Genomic DNA, 24707 nt, shown 5'->3' with positions numbered 1-24707 from the left:
CTTTCGTTTGACAACGGCTGTCCGGCATGGCCAGTCGAGCTCCGAGTGCCGCGGGTCATTTTGTCGTTGGTCACCCTGCGCGAGACGATCGATCACGGGCAATCGGGAGCCGAAGGAACCCTTGAGCTTGAGCACCGCTGTCCTCGGATCAGAGCGAAGAAGGGACAATGAAGCCCGGCCACCTGCGGTGACCGGGCAAGTTGGCCGCAAGAAGCCTCGACCCAGACGGGACTTCCGGGGTCTTGGTTACGCCTCAGTGGTTGATCGCCTTGACGATCTCTTCGGTGACCTTCTTGGCGTCGCCCAAGAGCATCATCGTGCCGTCCTTGTAGAACAGCGTGTTGTCGATGCCGGCATAGCCGGAGCCGAGCGAGCGCTTGACGAACAGGCAGGTCTTGGCCTTGTCGACGTCGAGGATCGGCATGCCGTAGATCGGCGAGGTCTTGTCGTCGCGCGCCGCCGGGTTGGTGACGTCGTTGGCGCCGATGACATAGGCGACGTCGGCCTGGGCGAATTCCGAGTTGATGTCCTCGAGCTCGAACACCTCGTCATAGGGGACGTTCGCCTCGGCCAAGAGCACGTTCATGTGGCCGGGCATGCGGCCGGCGACCGGATGGATGGCGTATTTGACGTCGACGCCGGCCGCCTTCAGCTGGTCGCCCATTTCACGCAGCGCATGCTGGGCCTGCGCCACTGCCATGCCGTAGCCCGGCACGATGATCACCTTCGAGGCGTTCGCCATCAGGAAGGCGGCGTCGTCGGCCGAGCCCTGCTTGACGGTCCGCTGCACGCCGTCATCTGCGCCCGCCGCCGCCGTCTCGCCGCCGAAGCCGCCGAGGATCACCGAGACGAACGAGCGGTTCATGCCCTTGCACATGATGTAGGAGAGGATCGCACCGGACGAGCCGACCAGCGCCCCGGTGATGATCAGCGCCAGGTTGCCGAGCGTGAAGCCGATGCCGGCGGCCGCCCAGCCGGAATAGGAGTTGAGCATCGACACCACCACCGGCATGTCGGCGCCGCCGATCGGCACGATGATCAGCACGCCGAGCGCCAGCGACAGAAGGACGATCGCCCAGAAGTCGAAGTGGCTTTCGGTCAGCGCCAGGCCGACGATGAAGAAGACGATCAGCGCCGCCAGCCCCAGATTGATCAGATGCCGGTAGGGCAACAGGATCGGCTTGCCGGACATGCGGCCGTCGAGCTTCAGAAAGGCGATGATCGAGCCGGTGAAGGTGATCGCGCCGATCGCCACGCCGAGCGCTATCTCGACGAGCGCCTGGGCGTGGATCTCTCCGACCGCGCCGATGCCGTAGGAGGACGGCGCATAGAGGGCGCCTGCGGCGACCAGCACGGCGGCCAGCCCGACCAGCGAATGGAAGCCGGCGACGAGCTGCGGCATCGCCGTCATCGGGATGCGCTTGGCGATATAGGCGCCGGCGCCGCCGCCGAGTGCCAGGCCGGCGACGATCAGCAGGAAGCCGCCGATCGACGGCAGCGCCAGGAGCAGCGTCGTGACGATGGCGATGGCCATGCCGATCATGCCGTAGGCATTGCCCTTGCGGCTGGTGGTCGGATGCGACAGGCCGCGGAGCGCCATGATGAACAGGACGCCGGAGACGAGATAGAGGAAGGCTGCGAAGTTCGCGTTCATCGGCCCGCCTCACTTGTCTTTTTTCTTGTACATGGCGAGCATGCGCTGGGTGACGAGGAAGCCGCCGAAGATGTTGACCGAGGCGAGCACCAGGGCGACGAAGCCGAAGCCGGTGGCAAGCCCCGAAGCGGAGATGCCGACCGCCAACAGCGCGCCGACGACGATCACCGAGGAGATCGCGTTGGTCACCGCCATCAGCGGCGTGTGCAGGGCCGGCGTCACCGACCAGACGACATAATAGCCGACGAAGATCGCCAGCACGAAGATCGCCAGGCGGAAGACGAAGGGGTCGATCGCCCCGCCGGTGGCGCCATGCGCCACGGCGCCGGCCGCATCCGGCACGTATTCGGCCGCCGTCCTGACCGCCTCGACCGCCCGTTCGAGGTCGGTCAGCGCCTTGTCCAGAAGTTCGTTCGCCATTTACTTGTCCCCCCCCATTCGCGCCGCCGAAGGCCGGATGCACCACGGCACCGCCGTGGGTCAGCGCCGTCGCCTTGGCGAGCTCATCCTCCATGTTGACCGCCAGGGCCTTCGTTTCCTTCGAGACCATCGTCTCCAGGAAGGTGACGAGGTTCTTGGCGTAGAGCAGCGAGGCGGAGGCGGCGATGCGGCCCGGCACGTTGAGGTGGCCGACGACCTTGACGCCGCCAAGGTCGACGACCTTGCCGGCTTCGGCGCCTTCGACATTGCCGCCGCGTTCGACGGCGAGGTCGACGACGACCGAGCCCGGCTTCATCGCGTCGAGCATGGCGCGGGTGACGAGCCGCGGCGCCGGCCGGCCGGGGATCAGCGCCGTGGTGATGACGATGTCCTGCTTGGCGATATGCTCGGCGACGAGCGCCGCCTGCTTGACCTGGTAATCCCTCGACATTTCCTTGGCATAGCCGCCGGCCGTCTCGGCCGCCTTGAACTCCTCGTCCTCGACGGCGATGAACTTGGCGCCGAGCGAGGCGACCTGCTCTTTTGCCGCGGGGCGCACGTCGGTGGCCGACACCATGGCGCCGAGGCGCCGCGCCGTGGCAATCGCCTGCAGGCCGGCGACGCCGGCCCCCATGACGAAGATCTTCGCCGCCGGCACCGTACCGGCCGCCGTCATCATCATCGGCAGGGCCCGGTCGTATTCGTGGGCCGCGTCGATCACTGCCTGGTAGCCGGCAAGGTTCGCCTGGCTGGACAGCACGTCCATCGACTGGGCCCGGGTGATGCGCGGCATCAGTTCCATGGCGAAGGTGGTCAGCCCGGCCGCCGCCATCGCGGCGATCGCCGCGTCGTTGCCGTAGGGGTCCATGATGGCGATGACGATCGCCCCGGACCGGTAGCCGCCGATCTCCTGCTCCGTCGGCCGCCGCACTTTCAGGATCACGTCGGCGCCCTGGGCATCGGCGGCACTGCCGATCCGCGCCCCGGCTTTCTCGAACTCGGCATCCGGTACGCGCGACCCGAGGCCGGCACCCGCCTCGACGACCACGTCGAAGCCGAGCGACTTCAGCTTCTTGACGCTTTCGACGGAACCGGCGACGCGCGGTTCGTCGGGACTGTTTTCCCGTGCTATGTACACACTTACATTCACCGTCACCTTCCTCCGGCCGGTTCTCGATCACTGACGTCGAAGCAATTATTCGCACTGCCCTCAGTCTTCGGGCGCCAGCGTCACGATCATGCCCTTTAGCTCCGGCGCAAACCGGATTTGGCACGAAAGCCGCGACTGCGACCTGCGGTGGTCGGAGCTGTCGAGCAAGTCGTCTTCGTCGACGGTGAGTGCCGGCAGGTGCTCCTGGAAGTCGTCGTCGACATAGACATGACAGGTGGCACAGGAACAGCAGCCGCCGCAAAGGGCGAGCAGTTCGTCGACCCCCGCGTCGCGAATATGCTCCATGACCGAGATGCCTTCGCGCCCCTCTATGGGCACGACCTGCCCGTTTCGCGAGATTACCGTGAAGTTCGACATGTCTTCCTCCATATCTCATGCGCGCCCTTAGGCGGCGGCCAGCGACTTCAATCTGACGCTGCTGTTTGCAAGGACTTCCGGGCTGATGCGCGCAGCCTTTTCGACAAGCATCCGGCCCTCGACGTAGTCCCTGACGCAGTTGATGCAGTCCAAGGCGACGACCGCGCCGTCGCGGAGATAGAGGATGCTGAAGCTGCGGGTGCTGGGGTCGCCTCTGACAACCGTCCCATCGAACCCGGCGGAAAGGCCGACGGTTTGAAGGCGAAGGTCGTATTGGTTCGACCAGAACCAGGGTGTCGCCCTGAAGGGTGTCAGATCACCGCAAAGGGTCTTTGCCACGGCCGTCGCCTGATCGTGGGCGTTCTGAACGGACTCAATTCTGAGGCCGTGGGCGCTCTTCACCCTGGCGCAGTCGCCGATCGCGAAGACGTCCGGCAGGCTCGTCCGGCAATGGTCGTCGGTATCGACGCCGTTTCCTCCTGCCGCCCCCGCCTCGATCAGAGGCTCGACGCAGGGCAGGATGCCAATGCCGACGATGGCGATATCCGCGTCGAGCGTTTCACCATCCGTCAGCAACACGCCGGTCAGCCGCCCCTCGCTGCCGACGAAGCTCTCGATGCCAGCCTTGAGGCGGATCTCGACGCCGTGGTCGCGGTGTTCCCGCTCATAGAATCGCGACAGCGGCTCTGCGGCGACGCGAGCAAGCACGCGGTCCATCGCCTCGACCACCGTCACCATCTTTCCAAGCTTGGTCAGCGCAGCGGCGGCCTCGAGCCCGATGTATCCGCCGCCGACCACGACCACCCGTTCTGCCCTGCCAAGATCTTCGACGAGCCGGTCCACATCCGAGCGGGTCCTGATCGTGTGAATGCCCTGGAGATCATGGCCCGGGCAGGACAAGCGGCGGGGGCGTCCACCCGCCGACCAGACGAGATGGCCGTAGCTGACGGTCGCGCCTTGCGCACAGAGGACTTGCTTTGCGCGCGCGTCGACCTTGAGGACTTCGTGGCCGAGCAACAGGTCGATGTAGCGCGATGCCCAGAACTCCGCCGGCCGGATCAGAATGCGTTCGAAACCCTTGTCCCCGAGCAGATAATCCTTGGACAGGGGCGGGCGTTCATAGGGCGGATCCCGGTCCTCGCTGAGGAGGCCGATCGACCCTTGGAAGCCGTGCTGACGAAGCGATGTCGCGGCCTGGGTGCCGCCATGTCCACTTCCGACAATGAGGCAATCGTAATGCATCGCGCCCTCCTCCGGCCGCGTGAATTGCGCAGGTTCATGGTTTCCGGTTGGTCTTCCGCTCGAGCAGGCGAAGCTCAGGAGCGGGCCGCTCCGATCAGGACGAAGGCCATCGTGGCCGGCGACGTTCCCTTGTTCCGCCAGGCATGGCGCGTGCCGCACTGGATCGCGACATCGCCCTGCTTGAGGTGCACCTCAGCTCCGTCATCGAGCTCAAGCCAGATCTCGCCATCGAGCACGATGTCGTAGTCGATCGAGTCCGTCGTGTGCATGCCGGGATTTTCGCGCTCGAAGAGCTCTGCAAGCCCGGGCAGGTGCATGCGCTGCTCCGCATCCGCCGCGGCCGGATCGAAGGACGGATCGGCCATCACCGAATCCGGCGGGAAACGAACGACCATCAGACGCGTCTCGCCCACCGAAGGGGTTATCCGGATGCCCGGCAAAGCGGGCTCCAAACCATCCACCGGCAACTCCGGCCGGGGCTGCGTCGCCCAGCAAACGGAGGTCATGAAACCCGGAATCGATGCATGGAGGTGCGCATTGGGCGCCGGACCGTCGCTGACGAAAACGGAGCGGCCGTCACTGATGCCGGTAATGACCCGCCGCGGCAGAGCTGCTTTGTCGTCAGTCGACATAGACGAGACCCTCCTCAAGCAGTTTCGCCCGCATATTGTTCACGTCGAGGCTGAGCTCGCCCGCCGCATAGCGCTGGCGCTTCTCCTCCTCCATCCGCTCGCGCTGCCGCCCCTTCTCGAGGACCTTTGCTGCATTCCCGGCCGGAACGACGCACACGCCATCGTCATCGGCAACGATGACATCGCCGGGATTGACGAGGCAGCCGGCACAGACGATCGGAACCTGAACATTGGCCAGGGTCTCCTTGACGGTGCCCTGCGCGAAAATCGACTTCGACCAGACCGGGAATCGCATTTCAGTAAGCGTCGCGACGTCGCGAGCGCCCGCGTCGATGACAAGCCCGCGAATGCCGAGCGCCTTGGCAGAGGTCGCGAGAAGATCACCGAAATAGCCGTCGTCGCAGGGCGACGTCGGCGAAACCACCAGTATGTCGCCGGGGCGAGCCTCACCGAGCGCCACATGAATCATCCAATTGTCGCCGGGGGCGACCTCGCAGGTCAGCGCGTTGCCGGATATTTTCGCAGGTCGGTAGATGGGGCGCATATAAGGAGCAAGCAGGCCCCTTCTGCCTTGCGCCTCATGAACGGTTGCAACACCGAGCGCGCCAAGGCCGCGCACGATGGCGTCATCGGTTCGCACTATATTCCTCATCACCTTCGCCATGACGCCCCTCCCGCGGCAGCCATCTCCGGCGACCCCACCCGAAAGAGCTTCAATCGGTCGCCATCACCATTTCAAGATACTTCTCAGTATTCCAATTCCAATTAGAATGTCAATACCAAATCGTATGACGACCCGCTTGCAGACACCAGCATCAGACGCAAAAAGGGGCGCTGCTGCGCCCCTTCAAAGTGACTGCCGTTCCCGGATCAATGTGTCGGCGTTTTCCCTTCGAATGAGAGCATCGAGCCGATCGGCTGGTACGCGGTTCCGTCGAATTGGAAGAGCTGCAGCGATTCGATCGGATAGACGTCCTCGCCACTCCTGGTGTTCAAGGTGATGCCGGGCAGTAGAAGATCCAACTCGACGCCCCGAAGGTTTCGCGCGGCCTCCATCATCGCCTCGCGGCTCGGCTGCTTCATCGATTCGAGCACCTTGACCAGTGCATCTCCGGTCACATACCCGACCTGGCCGAGCGCGTCGTCGATGGCGAAACTTGCCTTCGCCGCCTCGTGATCGGCGATGTAGCGCGTGATTCCCTTGTCGTCCCCCGGTGCGGCAGCACTGACTTGCTTCAGATACTGACTCGTTATCACGCCCTTCGCATTTTCGAGACCTGCCGGCTTCAGCGAAGCAACGGAAGCTGCGATGTTCGAGACGAGGGTGGTTGGCTTCCAGCCACTCTCCGCGGCGAAGCGCACGGCTTCCGCACCCTGTTTCGGCCCGGTGATCACCACCAGTGTATCAGCGCCGGATGCCTTCAGCGTCGAGAGCTGCGTTTCGACGGTCGGGTCGGCCGATGTCACGGGCTGGGCCGCGACGATCGTGATGCTGGACACGCTGATCGCGTCCTCGAGGGCCTTCTGGAAGGTCTGCCCTGTCTCGGTGTTCAGATAAAGCAGCGCGATCTTTGCCTCGGGCTTCGTCTCGAGCAGATAACGCGCGAAAGCAGCGGCCTCCGTCGTGAAGGACGGAACGAGCCCGATCTCCCATTCGGGCCCGGCAAGCTCGTGGACGCCCGAGTACATGAAGAGGTTCGGGACTCCGCGTTGCGTCATGTACCGGCCGATCGCCTGGTTGTTGGGCGTCCCCGCCGTAGCAAGCACGGCAAACACCTCCTCGCGCTCGACAAGCTTGCGGACATTCGTGAGCGTGCGCTGCGGATCAAGCCCATCATCCTCCACGACAAGGTCGATTTTGCGCGTCTTGCCGTCACCCATCTTCACGCCGCCCGCGGCATTGATCGCGTCGACCTTCGTCCTGACGCCGCCCGAGATTGCGCCGAGCGCGGCAACCGGACCAGTCAAGGGTCCCGATACTCCAATCCGGACGGCATCGTCCGTGATACCGGGCGACTCGCTCTCCTGCGCCCCCGCTACGCCGGCAATGAGCCCCGTCAGGACGATCACCTGCAGCAGGCTGTAAGCACCTCTCAAAACGCCTCTCGGCATGTCATTCTCCTCCCAATTGACCGGGCAACGCGCCCGGCATCCGTGACAAACCCTTGAACTTGAAGACGCCCGGTATCGCAGCCGTCAATTTTTCCAGACGCAGGCCGGCGATGCCCTGGCGGGCAACCATCATCATGCCCATCAGGCAAAGGCCGTAGATCAGTCCGCCAAGGGCGGGACTGATGTCTGTGGTGACGCCCGGCACGAAGACGATGAAGACGGCCCCGATGAGTGCGCCGGGAATGCTGGTGATGCCGCCGACGATGCCACCGATCAGGATGTCGATCGATTTCATCGGCAGGAAGGACTGCGGGCTGATGAAGCCGTTCAGGATACAGAAGAGTCCTCCGCCCAGCCCGGCAAGCGCCGAGCTTACGCCAAAGGCCGCCAGCCGGCCTTTGGTCAGGTTGACACCCAGAGTTTCGGCGATCACCGGATTGTCGCGTAGCGCCCGCATCAGGCGGCCCGTATCGCCCCGCATCAGCCGGCTAATCACCAGGATCGAAGCAACGGCGCAGATCAGCGACAGGCCGTAGAGCCATGCCTCCTGGCTGCCGGGAAACCACTCGGGGGCCAACGGCTGGTCGGTCGCAAGACCGGTGACGCCACCGGTCAAACTGTCCATCTTCAATAGCAGTTGCGGAAATGCCGCCGCCACGCCGAAGGTGATGATCGCCAGTTGCAGTCCCTGCAGCCTCAGGGCGGGCAGGCCGATAAGCACACCGACCGAACCGGCGGTAATGGCCGACACGGGCAGCGTCACCACCGGATCCCAGCCGAAGTTGACGTTGAGAATGGCCGTCGTATAGGCGCCGACCCCGAACAGCGCACCCTGCGCCAGACAGATCTGCCCGGTGAAGCCGAGGAGCAGGTTCAGGCCGAGGATCGCGATGCCGTAGGCGATGGCGATGCTGATCTCGAAAAGCAGAAAGTCGGGCACGAAGAGTGGCAAAGCGAGGGCAGCAACGCCGACAAAACCCGCGGAGACAAATCGTAGAAGATGCGTGCTCATAGCTTGACCACCGTGCGAGTACCAAAGAGGCCGATCGGCCGAACGAGCAGGACGACGAGAGCGACGATGATCGGGATCACGACGCGCAGATCGGCACCGATGAACGGCAGGAAAGCCGCACCGACGCTTTCGACCACGCCAACGATCAGGCCACCGACCATGGCGCCGAGCGGACTATCCCAGCCGCCAAGGGTGGCCGACGCGAGGGCGTAGAGAAGGATCGGCATCATCATCGTCGGGCTGAGGAACAGGCGCGGCCCGACAAGCAGGGCCGCAATGAAGCCGATCATCGCGGCGAAGCCCCAGCCGAGCATCAGCATCCGCTCGACCGGGATGCCGACAAGAAGGCTCTTCTCGCCGTCGTAGGCGGAGGCGCGCATCGCGAGGCCTAACCGCGTGAAGCGGAAGACGGCCCCGATGGCGAACGCCAGACCGAGAAGGACGGCAAGCGTGCCGACGGCGCTCGCCGTCACGCGTATGCCGAGAACGTCCCAGCCGAGATTCGGGAACAGCGAGGGAAAGGCGCGCTGGTCCGAGCCCCAGAGCCACAAGCAGAGCGCCTGGAAGACGACGAACAATCCGAGCGTGACCACCACGACGGCCTCGACCGGCGCGCGCGATACCGGCCTGATGACGAAACGGAAGACGACTATCCCGAGCAGGAAGGCCAGGGGGGTGACGACGAGGAACGAAACCATCATCGGCACGCCCCATTCGCAAAGTTGCCAGGCGCAATAGGCCGAGAAGGTCGCCATCTCGCCCTGCCCGAAATTCACAATGCGCGTCGCGCGAAAGATTAGAACGAGTGCCAATGCCAACGAGGCATAAATTGCGCCCGAAGCGAGTCCGTCGGCGGTCAGTTGGAAGAACAGCGCCATCTCACACCCCCAGATAGGATTGCTGTACGGCCTCGTTGCCACGCAGATCCTGCGCCGTACCGCTGACAGTGATGGCTCCGGACTCAAGCACGTAGGCGCGATGCGCGAATTGCAGCGTCAGGTCGGCGTTCTGCTCGACGACCAGCAGCGTCATGCCGAGCTCCCGATTGAGCGTCTTGAAGATTTCGAAGATCTCTTGGGTGATTGCCGGCGCCAGCCCGAGCGAAGGTTCGTCGCACATCAACAGCTTCGGACGCGACATCAGCGCCCGGGCGAGCGCCAGCATCTGCTGCTCGCCGCCGCTGAGGCTGCCGGCCTGCTGCCGCCGACGCTCGGCGAGGCGCGGAAAAGCCGTGTACCACCGTTCCATGTCTTGGGCGATCTGTCGCCTGTCGCCGATCGTATAGGCGCCAGCCGCGAGGTTGTCCTCGACTGTGAACTCTCCGAAGGTTCCGCGGCCCTGCGGTATGTGCGCAAGTCCAAGCGCCACCCTTTGTCCTGCATTGGATTTCCCGAGGTCCTGACCGCGGAAATCGATGGTTCCGCGCGCCGGCATCAGCCCGGACAGCGCTCTGAGGATGGTCGTCTTGCCGGCGCCGTTTGAACCGAGCAGCGCCACGACGGTGCCTTGCTCGACGGAAAAGTCGACGCCATGAAGAACATCGGCGGCGCCGTAACCCGCCGAAAGGCCTTGCACCTTAAGCATTGTCCCGTGTCCTCCCGAGATAGGCATCGATGACTGCCGGATTGGCCCTCACCTCTGCCGGCGTCCCGCTCGCCAGATTGCGACCGAGGTGGAAGACTTCGATGCGATCGCAAAGGCGCATGACGAGCCCCATGTGATGCTCGATCAGCACGATCGTCACCCCATGGTGGTCGCGGACGCGGGACACGAGCTCGCCGAATTCGGCGACTTCGCTGTGCGTGAGGCCGCCGGCCGGCTCGTCGAGCAGCAATATCGTGGGGCGCGAGGCAAGCGCGCGAGCGATTTCCATACGCTTTTGCGTCGCATAGGGCAGCGAGCCCGCTGCTTCTTCGGCAACGCCGGAGAGATCGAGCTCGTCGAGGATTGCCCGGCAATTCTGCTCGATCTCGCTTTCCCGGCGACGGGTCAGACCGGGTCGAAGAATGGCCCTGAAGAAGCTGCCGCCGGTCACATGGTGAGCGCCGAGCATGACGTTTTCGAGTACCGTCATACCTCCATAGATGCCGAGGTTCTGAAAGGTGCGTGCAATGCCCAGGCGAATGATCTGCCGGGCGGGAACGGTTTCGATCGCTCGACCGCAAAGTCGGATGGAACCTGCGGTCACCGCGCTCAGTCGGGTAATAGAGTTGAACAACGTGGTCTTGCCGGCGCCGTTCGGTCCGATCAGACCGCATATCTCGCCGGTATTGACGCTGAGCGAGACGCCTTTGAGCGCATGAATGCCGCCAAAGCGAACATCGACATTTTCGACGGCCAGCGCGGGGCCGCCGCTTCCGGCAGCCTGCATATTCACAGCCATCCTATCCTCCCTGGGGCTGTTCCTTCGCTCCTGGGACTATCGGCGCCGCTTCTCCTCGCGGCTGCTTGACAATCCTCAAGATACCACAAAGTATCTGAAGTCCGTTCGGTATGTCAATGCCCACTTTGAAGTGTAGGGACATCCAGCGGATGCAGCGATGGGAGGCGGCCATTGGCAGACGCTCGCATGGCACCTGCGACGCCAGTGAACCGTTCGGAGGGGAGTTGGAAAATGATCTGGTCCGTGCAGTTCGTCCGCTCACCGCCACCTTCGCGAAACCCCACTACGCCAATGGTCCGCCGGATGGTCCGGAGGGTACTTGGCGACCCACCCGAACAGGAGCTACATCGATGATCGACCCACGTACCGCCCCCTACGCCATACTCATACTGCGCGTGGCACTCGGGCTACTTTTCCTCGCCCATGCCGGCCTGAAAGCGTTCGTCTTCACGCCGGCGGGTACCGCACAATTCTTCGCCAGCCTGGGCCTGCCGCCTGCCCTCGCCTATTTGACAATTGCCCTCGAGACCGTGGGTGGCCTCGCCCTCGTCGCTGGCTTCTTCGCGCGTCTTGCGGCGCTGGCACTTATTCCGGTGTTGCTCGGCGCGATCATGACGGTCCATGCCGCGGCTGGCTTCTTCTTCACCAACCCGAATGGCGGCTGGGAGTTTCCGGCACTGTGGATCGTCGGTCTGGCCGCGGTCGTTCTCGCGGGCGATGGCGCTCTTGCAATACGCCCCACGTTCAGCAGCAATGCACGCGGCTGATCGATCGTTGGACCCGCCTCACCCGGTGGCGCGGGTCCATTCGCGCTCGCATTCACCCCACCATCAGTGTGTATCGATCGGGAAAAGAGCCCGGGCGGGATCAGCGTCGACTTGCGCCCACCCGATGTTCGCAGCAGGTCGGAGAGATTCGCCCCACAAATGAAGAAGCAAGGCCGCTCAGGACACGTTTCCCTTAACACCATAGGCATCGTACATCGAAGTCAAGGCGACTTTTACGAGTTCGCCGACCGTCGGCCCCTTGGTGAAACTCGATGCTGCGCCGTAGGTGAGTTCGAAAACAATACCGCCGAGTGCCGTCGGGCCGGCGGGCGCCTTGCCTTCCGGAAAAAGCCGCAGCAGGATTTTGCCGAGACCCTCCCATTGGGCGCGAAACAGGTTCGAATGGCGCTCGCCAAACGTTGCGTTTCGCCTGGCGTGGCGAAAAAGCTCCAATGCCAGCATCCCCCAGCTCGGATCCGTAGAGCGCTCCTGCGACCAGTTGCTGAGAGTGTCAATCAACAGGCGGCCGTCGGTTATGGGGCCGAGGAGCTCTTCAAGCTCGGTCACGTCTTCACCGGCATGCGTCTCGAGCAGGTAGAGGAACAGGTCTTCCTTGCCATTGAAATTGGAGTAGAAGGCACCCTTGCTGAACCCCGCCTCCTCGGCGATGCGTTCGACCGTTGCGCCCTCGTATCCTTCGCGGGCGACAACCTCGCGCGCGGACGCCAGCAACTTTGCTTTCGTCCGCGCCTGGCTCTGTTCGCGTGTCAATCGCGCCAAGATTACTCTCCCTGATTGCTACAGCACTCGGATACCCTCCAGTATCTTGAAAACGCGCGAGCGTCAAATCAAAGCACGGTCAGGATGCAGGTTGCCGACCAGAACACCATGAATTCCGGTCCCTGCTTCTGCCACCGCCAGTTCCATCCATTTATCCGAACGACGGCATAGCTGGCGCCAAGAAGAACGGCGACGGCCAAGCCCGCGGCAAGCTGCGGTAAGATGTTGAAAACCAGTCCGGTGCCAGCAATCAGCTCCGCGATGATCGTAATGATCACGAATGCACTAGGCGGATGGAACCCGGCCTTGGCAAATGTTGCCGAGGCAGGCCCGACATTGCGCATCTTGCCGATGCAATGGGGAAGGAACCACAGGCCGCACAGCACCCGGAGGATTGAGCTCGGCTCGACGAGGAGGAGATCCATTGCCAGGCCCTCCTATGCAGCTTCGGGCGCTTCGATCAGGCGCTTGCCGCCACTCGCTGCTGTCGTATCGCGCATCTGACGAGACTCTGGCGGGGCGAGGACTCCAACTGAGGGGACCGGTATCTTCACTTCAGCCCGCGAATCTCGCTGCGGCTGAGCTCCAGCGACGTCAAACATTCAAACCTCCCGATATCTTCTCGTTTAAAGCCTGATCTCGCTCGCCCGGCGGCGTGCGCCTCTCGCGAGCCGATCTTGTGAACAACACCTCGAAACTGTGTCTTGCAATTTCGGATACCACTTAGTATCTACAAACCAATGCGAACGTCAATGCCGCCAGACGGCTTGCACCGAGGGAGGGTTCCATATGAAATCGCGCGCGGCGGTCGCCTGGGCGGCCAACAAACTTCTGTCGATCGAGACGATCGATATCGGCGGCCCCAAGGCAGGGGAGGTTCTCATCGAGATCATGGCGACAGGCGTCTGCCACACGGATGCCTACACGCTGTCTGGCCTCGATTCGGAGGGCAAGTTCCCGGCGATCCTCGGCCACGAAGGAGCCGGCATCGTCAGGGAGGTGGGGCCTGGCGTCACCTCACTCAAGCCCGGCGACCATGTCATTCCGCTCTACACGCCTGAGTGCCGCGAATGCAAAACCTGCCTGTCGCGACGGTCCAACCTCTGCACGTCAATTCGCGCGACGCAGGGCCAAGGGCTCATGCCGGACAGGACCACCCGCTTCTCCTGCGACGGCGGCGAAGTCTTCCACTACATGGGCTGCTCGACCTTTTCGAATTACACGGTCCTGCCCGAGATCGCGGTCGCCAAGGTGCGCGAGGACGCCCCCTTCGACAAGATCTGCTACATCGGCTGCGGGGTGACGACCGGGATCGGGGCGGTGATTTACACGGCGAAGGTCTGGCCGGGTGCGAATGTCGCGGTTTTCGGCTTGGGCGGCATCGGCCTCAACGTCATCCAGGGCGCGCGCATGGTCGGCGCCGACCGGATCATCGGCGTCGACCTCAACCCGGCCAAGGTGGAAATGGCGCGCCGCTTCGGCATGACCGACTTCGTCAATCCGAACGAGGTCGGTGCCGACAAGGTCGTAGAGGCGATTCAGGATCTGACCGGCGGCGGCGTGGATTTTTCCTTCGACGCCACCGGCAACACCAATGTCATGCGCCAGGCGCTCGAATGCTGCCATCGCGGCTGGGGCGAGTCGATCATCATTGGCGTTGCCGAAGCTGGCAGGGAGATATCGACGCGACCTTTTCAGTTAGTCACGGGGCGGGTGTGGAAGGGAACGGCCTTCGGCGGAGCCCGTGGCCGGACCGACGTGCCGCAGATCGTCGACTGGTACATGGAGGGCAAGATCAACATCGACGATCTCATTACCCACACCATGCCGCTCGATGAAATCAATACCGCCTTCGACCTGATGCACGAAGGCAAGTCGATCCGATCCGTCGTTCTCTTCTGAAGAAGAAAGCCGCCAAAAAATTTTGTTTGCACGAACCGGCACCGCACTGCGCAACAAGGAGGAAGCCATGACAAATTCCATCTCGATCCACCCCCTTATCGACCAAGGCATCCCGCGGAGTGCCGAGGCATTTGCCGGCGGAGTGCTCGTCTGCGCCTGCACGGAGCGCCCGGTCAAAGTCAGGGTGGAGGGGCCGATCGCGCACAATCACGTCTGCGGCTGCACCAAATGCTGGAAACCTGCAGGCGCAACCTTTTCGATGGTCGCCGTCGCACCGCACGACAAGGTGACGGTCCTGGAAAACGGCGACAAGCTTGCCGTTGTCGATCCGGCGGCGCTGATCCAGCGGCATGCGTGCACAGAATGCGGCGTCCACATGTACGGGCCGGTCGAACGCGAGCATCCCTTCCAGGGCCTCGACTTCATTCATCCGGAGCGTTTTCAGGAGAGTGGCTGGCAGGAACCCGGATTTGCGGCCTTTGTTTCGTCCATCATCGAAGCGGGCGCGGATCCGAAAGCGATGGAGGGGATCCGAAAGCGCCTCACCGAGTTGGGACTTGCGCCATATGATTGCCTGTCCCCGGCATTGATGGACTACATCGCGTCCTGGACGGCGGCCAGAACCAAAACGGCGCAGCACAACTGAGCCGACCATCGGGCCTGCTCGCCTAAAGGCAGGCGGATTGATCGGTCGGGCGCTAGAAGACAATCAATCGCCGCCAACCATCCACGCACAGCAGCCAACCACGGGAATGATCATGGCTTCCGGCTACACCTATGAGATATCGCTGAAGCTTGTTCGCGCACGCGACGGCAGCGTTCCGACCGACCCAGCGTCGCTGACCTTCGAACACGTCAGCCATGATGACATTCTCGGCATTGTCGAACGCATGCGCAACGGTTCCGGCCTCGATTCGAACGCGTCTGCCGCCGTGGCTGTCGGGACCAAATTGCTCGGCGAAGTCATGATAAGGGAAAAGAAGAACCCCTTGTTTGATCCCCTGCGCGCCGGGCTCCACGAGTTTATCGCCTCGTTGAAGCAGAAAACTGCAACATGAGTGCGGGTATGGCGACGGACGCCTCAAGGGATGACAGGCGAAGACAGCGGCCCCGATGACAGACTACAGTTACAGAAACGATCCCGCCGTGCCTCCCTTCCCTGATGACAAGCCCGTCTTCGTCTTCGACGGCGAATGCGGGTTTTGCTCGGCTTGGGTCAAATTTGCGTTGAAGCGCGACATGCGCCGAAGATATCGCTTCCTGGCCGCACAATCGGAGATCGGTGCAGCACTCTATCGACACTACGGCCTTGACGAGTGTTTGTACGAGACCAGCCTTTTCCTGGAAAACGGCCGACCCTATCTGCGCGTGAACGGCATCATTCGGCTGCTAGCCGGTCTTGGCTGGACGGCATGCCACGCTCTCGGTCTTATTCCACGGCTATGGGCAGACGCGCTCTATGATCATATCGCGCGCAATCGCTACAGAATTGCAAGGAAATCGACCTCCTGTTTCCTCCCCAATCCAGCGGACGCCGATCGATTTATCCAGCCCGTGGCCCGCAACAACCGTTGAGCATGACGGGTTGTCGACAAGTCTCAGTTTTGGACAATGTTGACTCCCGTGGCCAGCGTCCAAGGAGCGCGAGCTTCGCGCCGTATCGTTGCAGCAGCCTCTGGCATCGGCGGTCCTGAAGGGATTCGAACCACCGCCATTGCCTATCGTTATTTAAGGGAGTGCGTTAATAAACAAAAATGCTGTTTCGTTTATTAAGGTGTAATGCTATTTAATTTCAGCACAACAATCGACTCGGGAAGTCTATGCGCAGCAACAATCCCAACACCAACGAGCGGCTGGGTCGCTTCGTGGAAACCGCTGTCGGTGGCGAACGCGTCAAGGCGTTTGTGCCGCCTCCCCTTCCCCCGGTTCCGCCAATCGCGATCACCGGCCTGCTCACTCGTCTCAGCGCGGCCGAGCGAGCGCTCGGACGGCTGGACGGTGTTTCCGTGTTGTTACCCAATAAGGAACTCTTCCTCTATATGTATGTGCGCAAAGAGGCGGTCCTGTCATCCCAAATCGAGGGCACCCAATCGACGCTTTCCGACCTACTGCGCTTCGAAACGGAGGCGATCGGTGGCGAGCCCGTCGACGATATTCGCGAAGTCTCCAACTACGTCGATGCCATGATGTTTGGCCTCGAGCGCCTGGAACAGCTACCACTATCCCTGCGCCTAATTCGGGAGATGCATCAGCGATTGCTGGACAGCGGCCGCGGAGGGACGAAGAGCCCTGGTGAATTCCGCACGTCCCAGAACTGGATCGGCGGAACTCGGCCAGGAAACGCCATGTTCGTGCCCCCTCCTCCCAATGAAGTCATGAGTTGCCTGGGGGAATGGGAAAGGTTCCTTCATCTGGACACGCCCGACATTCCCCCTCTGATCAAAGCGGGGCTTATCCACGTCCAGTTTGAAACCATCCATCCTTTCCTGGACGGCAATGGCCGTCTCGGTCGGCTCCTGATCACGCTATTCCTTTGCGCCACGGGCGTACTTCGACAGCCCCTGCTTTACCTCAGCCTCTATTTTAAATCCCGCAGGGCCGACTATTACCGCCTCCTGCAGGAAGTCCGCGAATTCGGCACGTGGGAAGCTTGGCTCGAGTTCTTTCTCGACGGAATCGCCGAAACAGCGGAACAAGCGTTTGAGACTGCCAATCAAATTGCTCGACTGTTCGAGGGCGACCGCGAACGGATCATAAGAGAGGCTGAGCGTACGGGATCGGTCCTCCAGATCCATGAAACCATGCGCACAAGCCCTTACTTGACTGCCTCCACAGCAATGAAGCGGAGCGGGCTGACAATGCCGACCGTCAACGCGGCCCTCGATCAACTCCGGAGACTCGGGATCGTTGAAGAAGCAACAGGCCGGCGCCGTGGCCGAGTGTTCGTCTACCGCGCCTACATGGAAATACTCAGCGACGGAGCTAGCGGCTAGAGAGTTCCGGTCGATACATTATGCGATCTTCCAGCGCAGGACGCGAACATCCCCTCGGAACGAGCCGCGCAAAGTGGCGCGTCCTCGACCCGTGCCGGTCGTTCGGATTTCGCGCATACTATGACGGCAAAGTGTCGCCGTTGCCGTCGTTCGGGTTCGAGCACAAGATGGACGTAGTCGATCCCATCCGGGGTTGGAAGTCGGCGGCCAATAGCCCGGGAGACTTGACGGTGCTCGGCGCCATGGAGGTCAGCGAAGGTGGCGATACAGCCAACTGGATGATCCCAGGAAAAGGCAGCGCTCGAGCGGGCGGGCGTCGACGCAGGAGAGGTGGACGAAGTAATCCTCGGCCAAGTTCTTCCCGCCGGCGCAGGGCTGTCCGGGGAACTTTCCGGGTGAATCGAAATGCCGCAGGCGCATGCCCCGTCAGACGGCGGTTTTCCGTCTATTTTCTGGTTGTCGAGACTCAGAAAAGGAGACGGAGCATGCGGTTCAGCCCTAGCATTTTCGGCCAGCTGCTGAAAGCCATTGATCGCCGCAGCTTCCAGGCGATTGTCGATCGCCATGGCGGCGATGCCTATGACAAGCGCTTCACCAGCTGGGACCATCTGGTGGCGCTGATCTATGCCCAGTTCAGCGCCGCGACCAGCCTGCGCGGGCTGGAGGCGGGCTGGAATGCCAACGCCCAGCAGCATTACCACCTCGGCAGCGCCCGGCTGCTGCGCTCGACGCTGTCGGATGCCAATGCCCGCCGGCCGGTGGCCGTCTTCGCCGAGACTTTTGCGCTTGTCGCCGGCCAGCTCGACCGGCAGACGCGCCGCGACGGCAGCAAGATGCTGCGGCTGATCGATTCGACGCCGATCCCGCTCGGCAAATTATGCGACTGGGCCAAGTCGAACGGCCGCATCCGCGGCATGAAGCTGCATGTCGTCTATGACCCCAAGGCCGATTGCCCGCGCCTCCTCGACATAACCGACGCCAACGTCAACGACGCCCAGATCGGCCGCACCGTGACGATCGAGAAAGGCGCCACCTACGTCTTCGACAAGGGCTACTGCCATTATGGCTGGTGGACGGCGATCGCCGCCGCCAAGGCCGTCTTCGTCACCCGCCCGAAGGTCAATATGGCGCTGAAGGTGGTGCGCAAGCGGCGCATCACGGCCGCCGAGGGCGACGGCTTCACGGTTCTCGAGGACGCCAGGGTGCGCCTTGCCAGCAAGGGCGATTCCAAGCTGCCGATCGGCTTGCGCCGCATCACCGTCAAGCGCGCCGACGGCGACACCATTACGCTGCTGACCAACGACCTCAAGCGCCCGGCCGTCGCCATCGGCCAGCTCTACAAGGGCCGCTGGCAGATCGAGCTGCTGTTCCGCTGGATCAAGCAGCACCTGAAGATCCGCAAGTTCCTCGGCAACAACGACAACGCCATCCGCCTGCAGATCTTAGCCGCGATGGTCGCCTATGCGCTGCTGCGCATCGCCACCCGCCTCTGGCGCCTCACCCTGCCGATCCTGCGCTTCACCGACCTCGTCACCCAATGCCTGTTCCAGCGCAAATGCATTGCCGCCATCGACAAGCCGCCGCCCGTCAATCCAAGCCGACCAAAACCCACAACAAACCCCAACCAGATGGCCTTCGCCTATGCCTGAACTTTCCCCGGACAGCCCTGCCGCCGGCGAGGGGCAGAACCGGCCAGGCAGCAATGAAGGCAGGACTTCCGTAGGAAAGGACGGCTTGAACCAGCTTTGCGGTTCGGGGGCTCCGCGCCGTGGCACTTGGCATGCAGCAGATCACGGCCGGCGATGCGGATATCATCGTAGCCGGCGGCATGGAATCGATATCGATGGCCCCGCATTGCGCGCACCGGACGCCTTCTACGGCGACTGGAGAACTACCAGCGGCCCAATCTAGTACATGCCTGCTGAGGCGATGGTTGACGGACCTTAATGCGATCGGGCCAAAGCGCGCTTGGACTAAGCGTCCGATGCCGCTGCTTGGAGCAAGGGCTGCAGGCGAGCCAGCTCAGCTGTCATAGCGCCACGGACCTCTCGCAGGGATGCAAGATTGCCTTCGCGGCCCAAATCCGCAACGCGTTGTGCTGCGATCGCCACGCCATCAGCGCCGATCACATCCGCCGAGCCCTTCAAGGTGTGGGCTGCACGCCGCAACTCCGCGGCATCGCCGTCGGCATACGCCGCGTCGATTGCGGCGACCAGCTTCGGATACTCGACAAGGAACATTGCCGCCAACTCGCGCAGCAGAGCCTCGTTCCGATCGAGATTGCGCAGAGCACGCTCCCAATCCAGCACCGATGCGTCCGCAGCCGCCAGACCCAATGGTTGATGGGCGGCCGGCTCTTTCGGTTCCGGTATCCGCTTGAGGTCATATTGTTCAACCACATGGAACAGCTCGGTGGCGCGGAATGGTTTCGTCACGTAGCCATCCATTCCCGCCGCGACGCAGCGCTCGCGATCGGCAGCGGTCGCGCTCGCGGTCAGCGCGACAATCGGCACGCGGGCGCTCTCGGGCCGAATGAGCGCCCGGATGGCGGCGGTCGCGGCGAGCCCGTCCATGACCGGCATATGCACGTCCATGAGCACCAGGTCGTAACCTCCCCTTTCGACAGCTTCAACTGCCTCCTGGCCATTCCCGACGGCCACGACCCTGTGCCCGCGCTTGGTCAGAAGATCGACCGCGACCTGCCGATTGACCGCGCCGTCCTCGGCGAGCAGCACGGTGAGGCCCGGGCTGGTCCGATGGCGTGCCGCGCCGGCTGGACCATCGCCCTCGTCTTCCCGCATCGAGACGCCAAGGGCGTTGGTGATCGCGTTCAGGAGATCGGACTGTTTGACAGGCTTCACCAGCAATCTGGAGACATCCAGCTTTTGCAGCAGTGCCTCGTCACTCGGCCGGCCTGCGGACGACATCATGACAATTCGGGTATCCTTGAGACCCGAGCGCAGCCGCAAACAGGCCGCAAGTTCGAAACCGCTCATCCCGGGCATCATCACGTCGAGAAGCGCGAGGTCCGGCAGAGCACCGGATGCCTGTTCGAGTGCGTTGAGTGCTGCCATGCCGTCTGTTGCGACAATCGGGATCATGCCCCAGTTGACGACGATTTCCTCGAGAATCTGCCGATTGGTGGCGTTGTCGTCGACCACCAGTACGCGACGACCATGCAACTCTGCCTCGCGCACCGGGCGCGCCTTCCCTTCCTCCGGCGCGAGCCCGAAATCGGCTGCGAAGGTGAAAACGCTGCCGACGCCGGGCTTGCTGTCGAGCTGCATCCGTCCACCCATCTTCTCGGCAAGCTGTGCGGCGATCGCCAGGCCGAGCCCGGTGCCCCCGTATTGCCGCGTCGTCGAGGCGTCGGCTTGGGCGAAAGCCTCGAATATGCGCTCCTGCTGTGCTTCCGGAATGCCGATGCCCGTGTCGCGTACCTCGAACTGAAGGTGCGCCCCGTGGTCCCCCTGGCCCACCAAAGTGACATCAACCACGACCTCGCCATTCTCGGTGAACTTGATCGCATTCCCGACAAGGTTGACGATGATCTGCCGGAGCCTTGTCGGATCCCCCATCAAGTGATCCGGCACCTCGGGAGGGATATGGCAGGCAAGCTCGAGGCCTTTGTCGGCAGCGCGTTTGGCGAGCGTTTGCAGCGTGTCACCCAATGTGTCGCGCAGCACGAACGGGATCGTCTCGAGCTCCAAGCGGCCAGCCTCGATTTTCGAGAAGTCGAGAATGTCGTTGATCAGGTCCATCAGCGTGTCGGCGGAATGGAGGATGATCGAGACGTACCTGCGCTGCTGTTCGGAAAGCTCAGTGCCTTCGAGTAGTTCCGCAATGCCGATCACACCGTTCATGGGGGTGCGAATCTCGTGGCTCATATTCGCAAGGAACTCACTTTTGGCAATGCTTGCCTGCTCGGCCGCGTCGCGGGCGCGCTCAAGCTCCTCACGCGACTTGCGCAGTTGCTCCGTGCGCCGCTCCAGCTTGGCCGTGCGCTTGGCAACCAGTTCCTCCAGGCGATGGCGGTGCTCTTCAAGCTCGGTGATGTCGGAATAGACACAGATCGTTCCGCCGTCGCTGGTCTTGCGCTCGCTGACGCGGATAGTGGTCCCATCCTTGTGCATTAAATTAAAGGGCCCGCGCGGATTGCGATGGCGCTCGAGGCGCTGGGCAATCCATTCGTCGACCGTCTGGCCGTCGAGCGGCGACAAGCCGCTTTCCGCAAAGGTACGGATCACCAGCTCGAACGGCGTGCCCGGAGTTTCGACGGCAAATGGTCCGGCAGGCAGGACGGCACGCTCCGGCCCTGAAAAGAAATCCCGGTAGCGCGAATTGTAGACCACCAGCCGGTCGTCGGCATCATAGAGGGCGAAGCCCTCGAGGGACGACTCGATTGCGTCCAAGAGCTGCCTTTGCGCCGCCTTGGCTCGCTCGGTTGCGGCCTCGGTTGTCTCGACCAGTTCCTCAAGATGCTCGCGCTGTTCCTCAAGTTCAGTAATGTCGGTATAGGCGCCGACCAGGCCGCCATCGCGGGTCCGGCCCTCACTAATGCGAATCCATGTCCCGTTGTTAAGCCTGAGCTTGAATGGTGGGCCCGGATTTCGATGGCGCTCCATGCGTCGCGCGACCCACTCCTCCACACCCAACTCGCCTACTGGGGCCACCCCCTGCTCCACAGCGGAACGGATCAGGTCCTCGAAGCGCATTCCGAGCTTGACTCTCGGCGAAAACAGCTCCTCGAAGCGCGAGTTGAATGCGACCATTCGATCGTCGGCATCATAAAGAACGAAACCTTCCAAAGCTGACTCGATCCCATCCAGAAGACTGTCGCGTGCCGCTTCTGCCCGAGCCTGTGCAGCCTGGGCAGCTTCGAGCTGCTTCGCAAGCGTGCGCTCGGTGCGGAACGTGTCAGTGACGTCGGTATTCCTGGTCATTTAGATCCCTCCATGCCCGGGTGGGATGTTCAGGGGCCTTATGGGAAAAGACCGCGCAGCAGCTTGGCTTGGGTCACGCGGGCGATCCCCTCGATCAAGGCAGCGGTACGCAAGTCCGACTGGTCATCTTCCGCACGTCGCCGCGTCCGCGCAAATGCATCGAGCAAGATCGCCTTGAGCCGGTGATTGATTTCATCGAGCGTCCAGGTCAGGTTCTGCAGACCCTGCACCCACTCGAAATAGGAAACAGTCACTCCGCCAGCATTGCCGAGAATGTCGGGGATGATATGCACGCCACGCTCGTTGAGAATCTCGTCTGCCTCGAGCGTGGTCGGGCCGTTTGCGCCTTCGGCGAGCAACCGGCACCTGATCCTTCCGGCGTTCTCGGCGGTTACCTGATTTTGCAGCGCCGCCAGAACCAGGACATCGCATTCCAGTTCCAGAAGCTCGGCGTTTGAGATCGGCTCCGCATCGGGAAAGCCCGCCAGCGCCCGATTTTTGGCCACATACTCCAAGAGCGCATTCACTGACAGGCCGGCGCGGTTGTAGAGCCCGGTCGAGATGTCGCTGACGGCGATAATCTTGACGCCCGCCTCGGCCAGAAAACGCGCGGCGAAGCTGCCGACATTGCCGAACCCCTGCACCACGGCTGAGGATTTGGCCAGGTCCAACCCGATCATCTCAGCGGCTGCTTCTATGACATAGACCAACCCGCGCCCGGTCGCCTCCTTGCGTCCGAGCGACCCCCCGAGCACCACCGGTTTGCCTGTGACCACCGCCGGAACCGCGTGGCCAACCTGCTGGCTGTACGTGTCCATCACCCAGGCCATCACCTGCTCGTCGGTCCCCATGTCAGGCGCCGGGATGTCCTTGTCCGGCCCGATGATGTCGATGATCTCGGCGGTATAGCGCCGGGTCAGCCGTTGCAGTTCGCTTTTCGAAAGACCGGTTGGGTCGACCCGCACACCACCCTTGGCGCCGCCAAAGGGCAACCGCATCAGCGCGCACTTCCAGGTCATCAAGGTCGCCAGCGCCGCGACATCGCCAAGATCGACATCCTCGTGATAACGAATGCCTCCCTTGGTGGGCCCCATCGTCAGGACATGCTGCACCCGATATCCGAAGACGGTCTCGACCTGCGCGCGGTCGTCGCGGAAGAACGGGAACGACACCACCTGGGTGCGCTGCGGGAACAGCAACCGCTGGCGGATGTTGTCATCCAGATTCATGATCTGGGCGGCCTTCAGGAATTGTTGCTGGGCGAGCCGGAACATCGGCGAGTCCCACTCGCCGCCATGCGCGCGCTTGCGCGCCAGCGTGTAGCGGATTGCCCGGTCGAGCGCGACGCCGTTGAGCCTCGTCTTCAAGAGAAAGTCGCTGGCACCTGCCTCGACCGCGTGGGCCGCGAGCTTCACATCGTCGAGGCCGGTCAGGATCACCACCGGGACATCCGGAGCAGCCGATCGGATTCTGAACAGCGTCTCCAGCTCCTGGCTGTCCGGCAGGATCAGGTCGAGCAGCACCAGATCAGTCGCGCCCCGCTCAAGCTGTCCAAGCCCGTCGGACAAATGATCCACCGCCACCACCTCGCAGCGCAACTGCATTTCGGTGTCGAGCAGCCTCTGGATCAACTTTGCGTGGAGCGGGTTATCCTCGACAAGCAATATGCGCACAATTTGATCGCTCATGCTTTGCCTCCCTGTAGGCGGCCGCCGCAGCAGTATATCAGCTTTGTCGCAACGGCTGAATTTTGATCGAGGATTACTTGCCGGTCATCGCAAGTGGCGGAGGAGGATTTCTGGCTGTTCTGTAGAAGCCCGCGACGTCGGCTCAACACCTTCAGGCGCAATGCCGCCAGACCGACTGTCGCTTGGCAAATGGGGGTGGTTGCCGTCCTGCCCTAACGGCATCGCAATGTGTCAAGGTGATGTGGTGTAGGCCACAGAACAGAGAGGACGGTGGATGAAGGATACGATGATCGGAGTAGATCTGGCAAAGCCAAGGAATCGGCTACCTGGGGCGTCGTCGCCAGCAGGTGGGTCGGCAACTTGATGCTGGTCGTCATTAACCTGCCGCTCATCGGGGTGTGGGTGAAGCTGCTGACAGTGTCTTATCGTCTGCTTTATCCGGCTATCCTGCTCTTCTGCTGCGTCGGGGTTTACAGCATCAAATACTGCATCTTCGACGTGGTTCTTGCCGCTGTTGGCGACCGCCGGGCTGCTCATCATGATGATCGTGCCCTCGTTCAGGCGGACGCGTGAGAAGGCATTCCAGGACCAGGCGTGAACACACGCTGACGTCGAGCAATCCGTGATGGCCGCCGCACGCGGCCATCCCCC

The 24707-nt window shown here is 62.6% G+C and carries 22 protein-coding genes and 3 pseudogenes; 9 read left to right on the top strand and 16 right to left on the bottom strand.

The window, feature by feature from the left end:
• Nucleotides 1-253: 253 nt before the first annotated feature.
• The 12 genes and pseudogenes from NGR_RS07075 to NGR_RS07020 all read right to left on the bottom strand — a co-directional run bounded on the left by NGR_RS07075 (nucleotide 254) and on the right by NGR_RS07020 (nucleotide 10983).
• Nucleotides 254-1654 (bottom strand): NAD(P)(+) transhydrogenase (Re/Si-specific) subunit beta, encoded by a 1401-nt coding sequence (locus tag NGR_RS07075; protein ID WP_015887569.1) that lies wholly within the window; start codon nucleotides 1652-1654, stop codon nucleotides 254-256.
• Nucleotides 1655-1663: 9 nt separating this feature from the next.
• Nucleotides 1664-2074 (bottom strand): NAD(P) transhydrogenase subunit alpha, encoded by a 411-nt coding sequence (locus NGR_RS07070; RefSeq protein WP_012709410.1) that lies wholly within the window; start codon nucleotides 2072-2074, stop codon nucleotides 1664-1666.
• Between the two features lie 10 nt (nucleotides 2075-2084).
• A pseudogene (locus NGR_RS07065) lies at nucleotides 2085-3224 on the bottom strand (Re/Si-specific NAD(P)(+) transhydrogenase subunit alpha); the annotation flags it as partial.
• Between the two features lie 60 nt (nucleotides 3225-3284).
• The gene (locus NGR_RS07060) at nucleotides 3285-3602 is read right to left on the bottom strand and encodes a 2Fe-2S iron-sulfur cluster-binding protein (protein WP_164923949.1); all 318 of its coding nucleotides are present in this window, start codon (nucleotides 3600-3602) and stop codon (nucleotides 3285-3287) included.
• 27 nt (nucleotides 3603-3629) lie between these two features.
• Nucleotides 3630-4844: an NAD(P)/FAD-dependent oxidoreductase gene (locus tag NGR_RS07055; RefSeq protein ID WP_015887566.1), complete on the bottom strand. Its 1215-nt coding sequence runs from the start codon at nucleotides 4842-4844 to the stop codon at nucleotides 3630-3632.
• A gap of 74 nt (nucleotides 4845-4918) precedes the next feature.
• Nucleotides 4919-5476: a cupin domain-containing protein gene (locus NGR_RS07050; protein ID WP_015887565.1), complete on the bottom strand. Its 558-nt coding sequence runs from the start codon at nucleotides 5474-5476 to the stop codon at nucleotides 4919-4921.
• Nucleotides 5466-6140, bottom strand: a complete 675-nt coding sequence (locus NGR_RS07045; protein WP_015887564.1) for a 4-carboxy-4-hydroxy-2-oxoadipate aldolase/oxaloacetate decarboxylase — start codon at nucleotides 6138-6140, stop codon at nucleotides 5466-5468. Before NGR_RS07045 ends, NGR_RS07050 begins: the two co-directional genes overlap by 11 nt.
• A gap of 206 nt (nucleotides 6141-6346) precedes the next feature.
• Nucleotides 6347-7588 (bottom strand): ABC transporter substrate-binding protein, encoded by a 1242-nt coding sequence (locus NGR_RS07040; protein ID WP_015887563.1) that lies wholly within the window; start codon nucleotides 7586-7588, stop codon nucleotides 6347-6349.
• A gap of 1 nt (nucleotide 7589) precedes the next feature.
• The gene (locus NGR_RS07035) at nucleotides 7590-8600 is read right to left on the bottom strand and encodes a branched-chain amino acid ABC transporter permease (RefSeq protein ID WP_015887562.1); all 1011 of its coding nucleotides are present in this window, start codon (nucleotides 8598-8600) and stop codon (nucleotides 7590-7592) included.
• Entirely contained in the window at nucleotides 8597-9478 is an 882-nt protein-coding gene (locus NGR_RS07030; protein ID WP_015887561.1) for a branched-chain amino acid ABC transporter permease, read from the bottom strand. Before NGR_RS07030 ends, NGR_RS07035 begins: the two co-directional genes overlap by 4 nt.
• A gap of 1 nt (nucleotide 9479) precedes the next feature.
• Nucleotides 9480-10184 carry an ABC transporter ATP-binding protein gene (locus NGR_RS07025; RefSeq protein ID WP_015887560.1) on the bottom strand — a complete coding sequence of 235 codons (705 nt, stop codon included), beginning with the start codon at nucleotides 10182-10184 and terminating at the stop codon, nucleotides 9480-9482.
• The gene (locus tag NGR_RS07020; RefSeq protein ID WP_164923947.1) at nucleotides 10177-10983 is read right to left on the bottom strand and encodes an ABC transporter ATP-binding protein; all 807 of its coding nucleotides are present in this window, start codon (nucleotides 10981-10983) and stop codon (nucleotides 10177-10179) included. Before NGR_RS07020 ends, NGR_RS07025 begins: the two co-directional genes overlap by 8 nt.
• A gap of 350 nt (nucleotides 10984-11333) precedes the next feature.
• Here NGR_RS07020 and NGR_RS07015 point away from each other — a divergent pair, with 350 nt between their 5' ends.
• Nucleotides 11334-11750 carry a DoxX family protein gene (locus tag NGR_RS07015; protein ID WP_015887558.1) on the top strand — a complete coding sequence of 139 codons (417 nt, stop codon included), beginning with the start codon at nucleotides 11334-11336 and terminating at the stop codon, nucleotides 11748-11750.
• A 177-nt stretch (nucleotides 11751-11927) separates the two neighbouring features.
• Here NGR_RS07015 and NGR_RS07010 read toward each other — a convergent pair whose 3' ends face one another.
• The gene (locus NGR_RS07010) at nucleotides 11928-12530 is read right to left on the bottom strand and encodes a TetR/AcrR family transcriptional regulator (RefSeq protein ID WP_015887557.1); all 603 of its coding nucleotides are present in this window, start codon (nucleotides 12528-12530) and stop codon (nucleotides 11928-11930) included.
• 68 nt (nucleotides 12531-12598) lie between these two features.
• Nucleotides 12599-12955 carry a DoxX family protein gene (locus NGR_RS07005; protein WP_015887556.1) on the bottom strand — a complete coding sequence of 119 codons (357 nt, stop codon included), beginning with the start codon at nucleotides 12953-12955 and terminating at the stop codon, nucleotides 12599-12601.
• A 364-nt stretch (nucleotides 12956-13319) separates the two neighbouring features.
• On the opposite strand from NGR_RS07005, the gene NGR_RS07000 reads away from it, so the two are divergent.
• From NGR_RS07000 to NGR_RS33840, 7 genes and pseudogenes are all read left to right on the top strand, one after another.
• Nucleotides 13320-14432, top strand: coding sequence for an S-(hydroxymethyl)glutathione dehydrogenase/class III alcohol dehydrogenase (locus NGR_RS07000; RefSeq protein WP_015887555.1), 1113 nt, complete (start codon nucleotides 13320-13322; stop codon nucleotides 14430-14432).
• Between the two features lie 67 nt (nucleotides 14433-14499).
• Nucleotides 14500-15078, top strand: coding sequence for an S-(hydroxymethyl)glutathione synthase (gene gfa / locus NGR_RS06995; protein WP_015887554.1), 579 nt, complete (start codon nucleotides 14500-14502; stop codon nucleotides 15076-15078).
• 37 nt (nucleotides 15079-15115) lie between these two features.
• Complete coding sequence (locus NGR_RS06990) at nucleotides 15116-15490, top strand: DUF3861 domain-containing protein (RefSeq protein WP_240545065.1); 375 nt, start codon at nucleotides 15116-15118, stop codon at nucleotides 15488-15490.
• A 55-nt stretch (nucleotides 15491-15545) separates the two neighbouring features.
• Nucleotides 15546-16007: a thiol-disulfide oxidoreductase DCC family protein gene (locus NGR_RS06985; RefSeq protein WP_015887552.1), complete on the top strand. Its 462-nt coding sequence runs from the start codon at nucleotides 15546-15548 to the stop codon at nucleotides 16005-16007.
• Between the two features lie 245 nt (nucleotides 16008-16252).
• Nucleotides 16253-17425 (top strand): Fic family protein, encoded by a 1173-nt coding sequence (locus tag NGR_RS06980; protein WP_015887551.1) that lies wholly within the window; start codon nucleotides 16253-16255, stop codon nucleotides 17423-17425.
• Between the two features lie 485 nt (nucleotides 17426-17910).
• Nucleotides 17911-19074 (top strand): IS4 family transposase, encoded by a 1164-nt coding sequence (locus NGR_RS06975; RefSeq protein ID WP_015887635.1) that lies wholly within the window; start codon nucleotides 17911-17913, stop codon nucleotides 19072-19074.
• A 17-nt stretch (nucleotides 19075-19091) separates the two neighbouring features.
• A pseudogene (locus NGR_RS33840) lies at nucleotides 19092-19316 on the top strand (beta-ketoacyl synthase N-terminal-like domain-containing protein); the annotation flags it as partial.
• Nucleotides 19317-19398: 82 nt separating this feature from the next.
• On the opposite strand, the gene NGR_RS06965 reads toward NGR_RS33840, so the two are convergent.
• Both NGR_RS06965 and NGR_RS06960 read right to left on the bottom strand, forming a co-directional pair.
• A complete protein-coding gene (locus NGR_RS06965; protein ID WP_015887549.1) occupies nucleotides 19399-22368 on the bottom strand; it encodes a hybrid sensor histidine kinase/response regulator in 2970 nt (989 codons plus the stop codon).
• Nucleotides 22369-22406: 38 nt separating this feature from the next.
• Nucleotides 22407-24056: a Glu/Leu/Phe/Val dehydrogenase dimerization domain-containing protein gene (locus NGR_RS06960; protein ID WP_015887548.1), complete on the bottom strand. Its 1650-nt coding sequence runs from the start codon at nucleotides 24054-24056 to the stop codon at nucleotides 22407-22409.
• Between the two features lie 327 nt (nucleotides 24057-24383).
• On the opposite strand from NGR_RS06960, the pseudogene NGR_RS06955 reads away from it, so the two are divergent.
• A pseudogene (locus tag NGR_RS06955) lies at nucleotides 24384-24572 on the top strand (tripartite tricarboxylate transporter permease); the annotation flags it as partial.
• Nucleotides 24573-24707: the final 135 nt, after the last annotated feature.

The organism is Sinorhizobium fredii NGR234 (genome assembly GCF_000018545.1).
GTDB classification, from domain to species: domain Bacteria; phylum Pseudomonadota; class Alphaproteobacteria; order Rhizobiales; family Rhizobiaceae; genus Sinorhizobium; species Sinorhizobium fredii_A.
The sequence above is the reverse complement of the archived record's forward strand: the minus strand, read 5'-3'. Positions and strand labels throughout refer to the sequence as shown.

Bases quoted from the DNA above. Each gene is read 5' to 3' on its own strand.
- NGR_RS07030 (WP_015887561.1), bottom strand. From the start codon at position 9,478: ATGGCGCTGTTCTTCCAACTGACCGCCGACGGACTCGCTTCGGGCGCA.
- NGR_RS07025 (WP_015887560.1), bottom strand. From the start codon at position 10,184: ATGCTTAAGGTGCAAGGCCTTTCGGCGGGTTACGGCGCCGCCGATGTT.
- NGR_RS06980 (WP_015887551.1), top strand. From the start codon at position 16,253: ATGCGCAGCAACAATCCCAACACCAACGAGCGGCTGGGTCGCTTCGTG.
- NGR_RS07050 (WP_015887565.1), bottom strand. From the start codon at position 5,476: ATGTCGACTGACGACAAAGCAGCTCTGCCGCGGCGGGTCATTACCGGC.
- NGR_RS07045 (WP_015887564.1), bottom strand. From the start codon at position 6,140: ATGGCGAAGGTGATGAGGAATATAGTGCGAACCGATGACGCCATCGTG.
- NGR_RS07005 (WP_015887556.1), bottom strand. From the start codon at position 12,955: ATGGATCTCCTCCTCGTCGAGCCGAGCTCAATCCTCCGGGTGCTGTGC.
- gfa (WP_015887554.1), top strand. From the start codon at position 14,500: ATGACAAATTCCATCTCGATCCACCCCCTTATCGACCAAGGCATCCCG.
- NGR_RS07000 (WP_015887555.1), top strand. From the start codon at position 13,320: ATGAAATCGCGCGCGGCGGTCGCCTGGGCGGCCAACAAACTTCTGTCG.
- NGR_RS07070 (WP_012709410.1), bottom strand. From the start codon at position 2,074: ATGGCGAACGAACTTCTGGACAAGGCGCTGACCGACCTCGAACGGGCG.
- NGR_RS07035 (WP_015887562.1), bottom strand. From the start codon at position 8,600: ATGAGCACGCATCTTCTACGATTTGTCTCCGCGGGTTTTGTCGGCGTT.
- NGR_RS07015 (WP_015887558.1), top strand. From the start codon at position 11,334: ATGATCGACCCACGTACCGCCCCCTACGCCATACTCATACTGCGCGTG.
- NGR_RS06975 (WP_015887635.1), top strand. From the start codon at position 17,911: ATGCGGTTCAGCCCTAGCATTTTCGGCCAGCTGCTGAAAGCCATTGAT.
- NGR_RS06965 (WP_015887549.1), bottom strand. From the start codon at position 22,368: ATGACCAGGAATACCGACGTCACTGACACGTTCCGCACCGAGCGCACG.
- NGR_RS07055 (WP_015887566.1), bottom strand. From the start codon at position 4,844: ATGCATTACGATTGCCTCATTGTCGGAAGTGGACATGGCGGCACCCAG.
- NGR_RS07020 (WP_164923947.1), bottom strand. From the start codon at position 10,983: ATGGCTGTGAATATGCAGGCTGCCGGAAGCGGCGGCCCCGCGCTGGCC.
- NGR_RS06960 (WP_015887548.1), bottom strand. From the start codon at position 24,056: ATGAGCGATCAAATTGTGCGCATATTGCTTGTCGAGGATAACCCGCTC.
- NGR_RS06985 (WP_015887552.1), top strand. From the start codon at position 15,546: ATGACAGACTACAGTTACAGAAACGATCCCGCCGTGCCTCCCTTCCCT.
- NGR_RS07075 (WP_015887569.1), bottom strand. From the start codon at position 1,654: ATGAACGCGAACTTCGCAGCCTTCCTCTATCTCGTCTCCGGCGTCCTG.
- NGR_RS07040 (WP_015887563.1), bottom strand. From the start codon at position 7,588: ATGCCGAGAGGCGTTTTGAGAGGTGCTTACAGCCTGCTGCAGGTGATC.
- NGR_RS07060 (WP_164923949.1), bottom strand. From the start codon at position 3,602: ATGTCGAACTTCACGGTAATCTCGCGAAACGGGCAGGTCGTGCCCATA.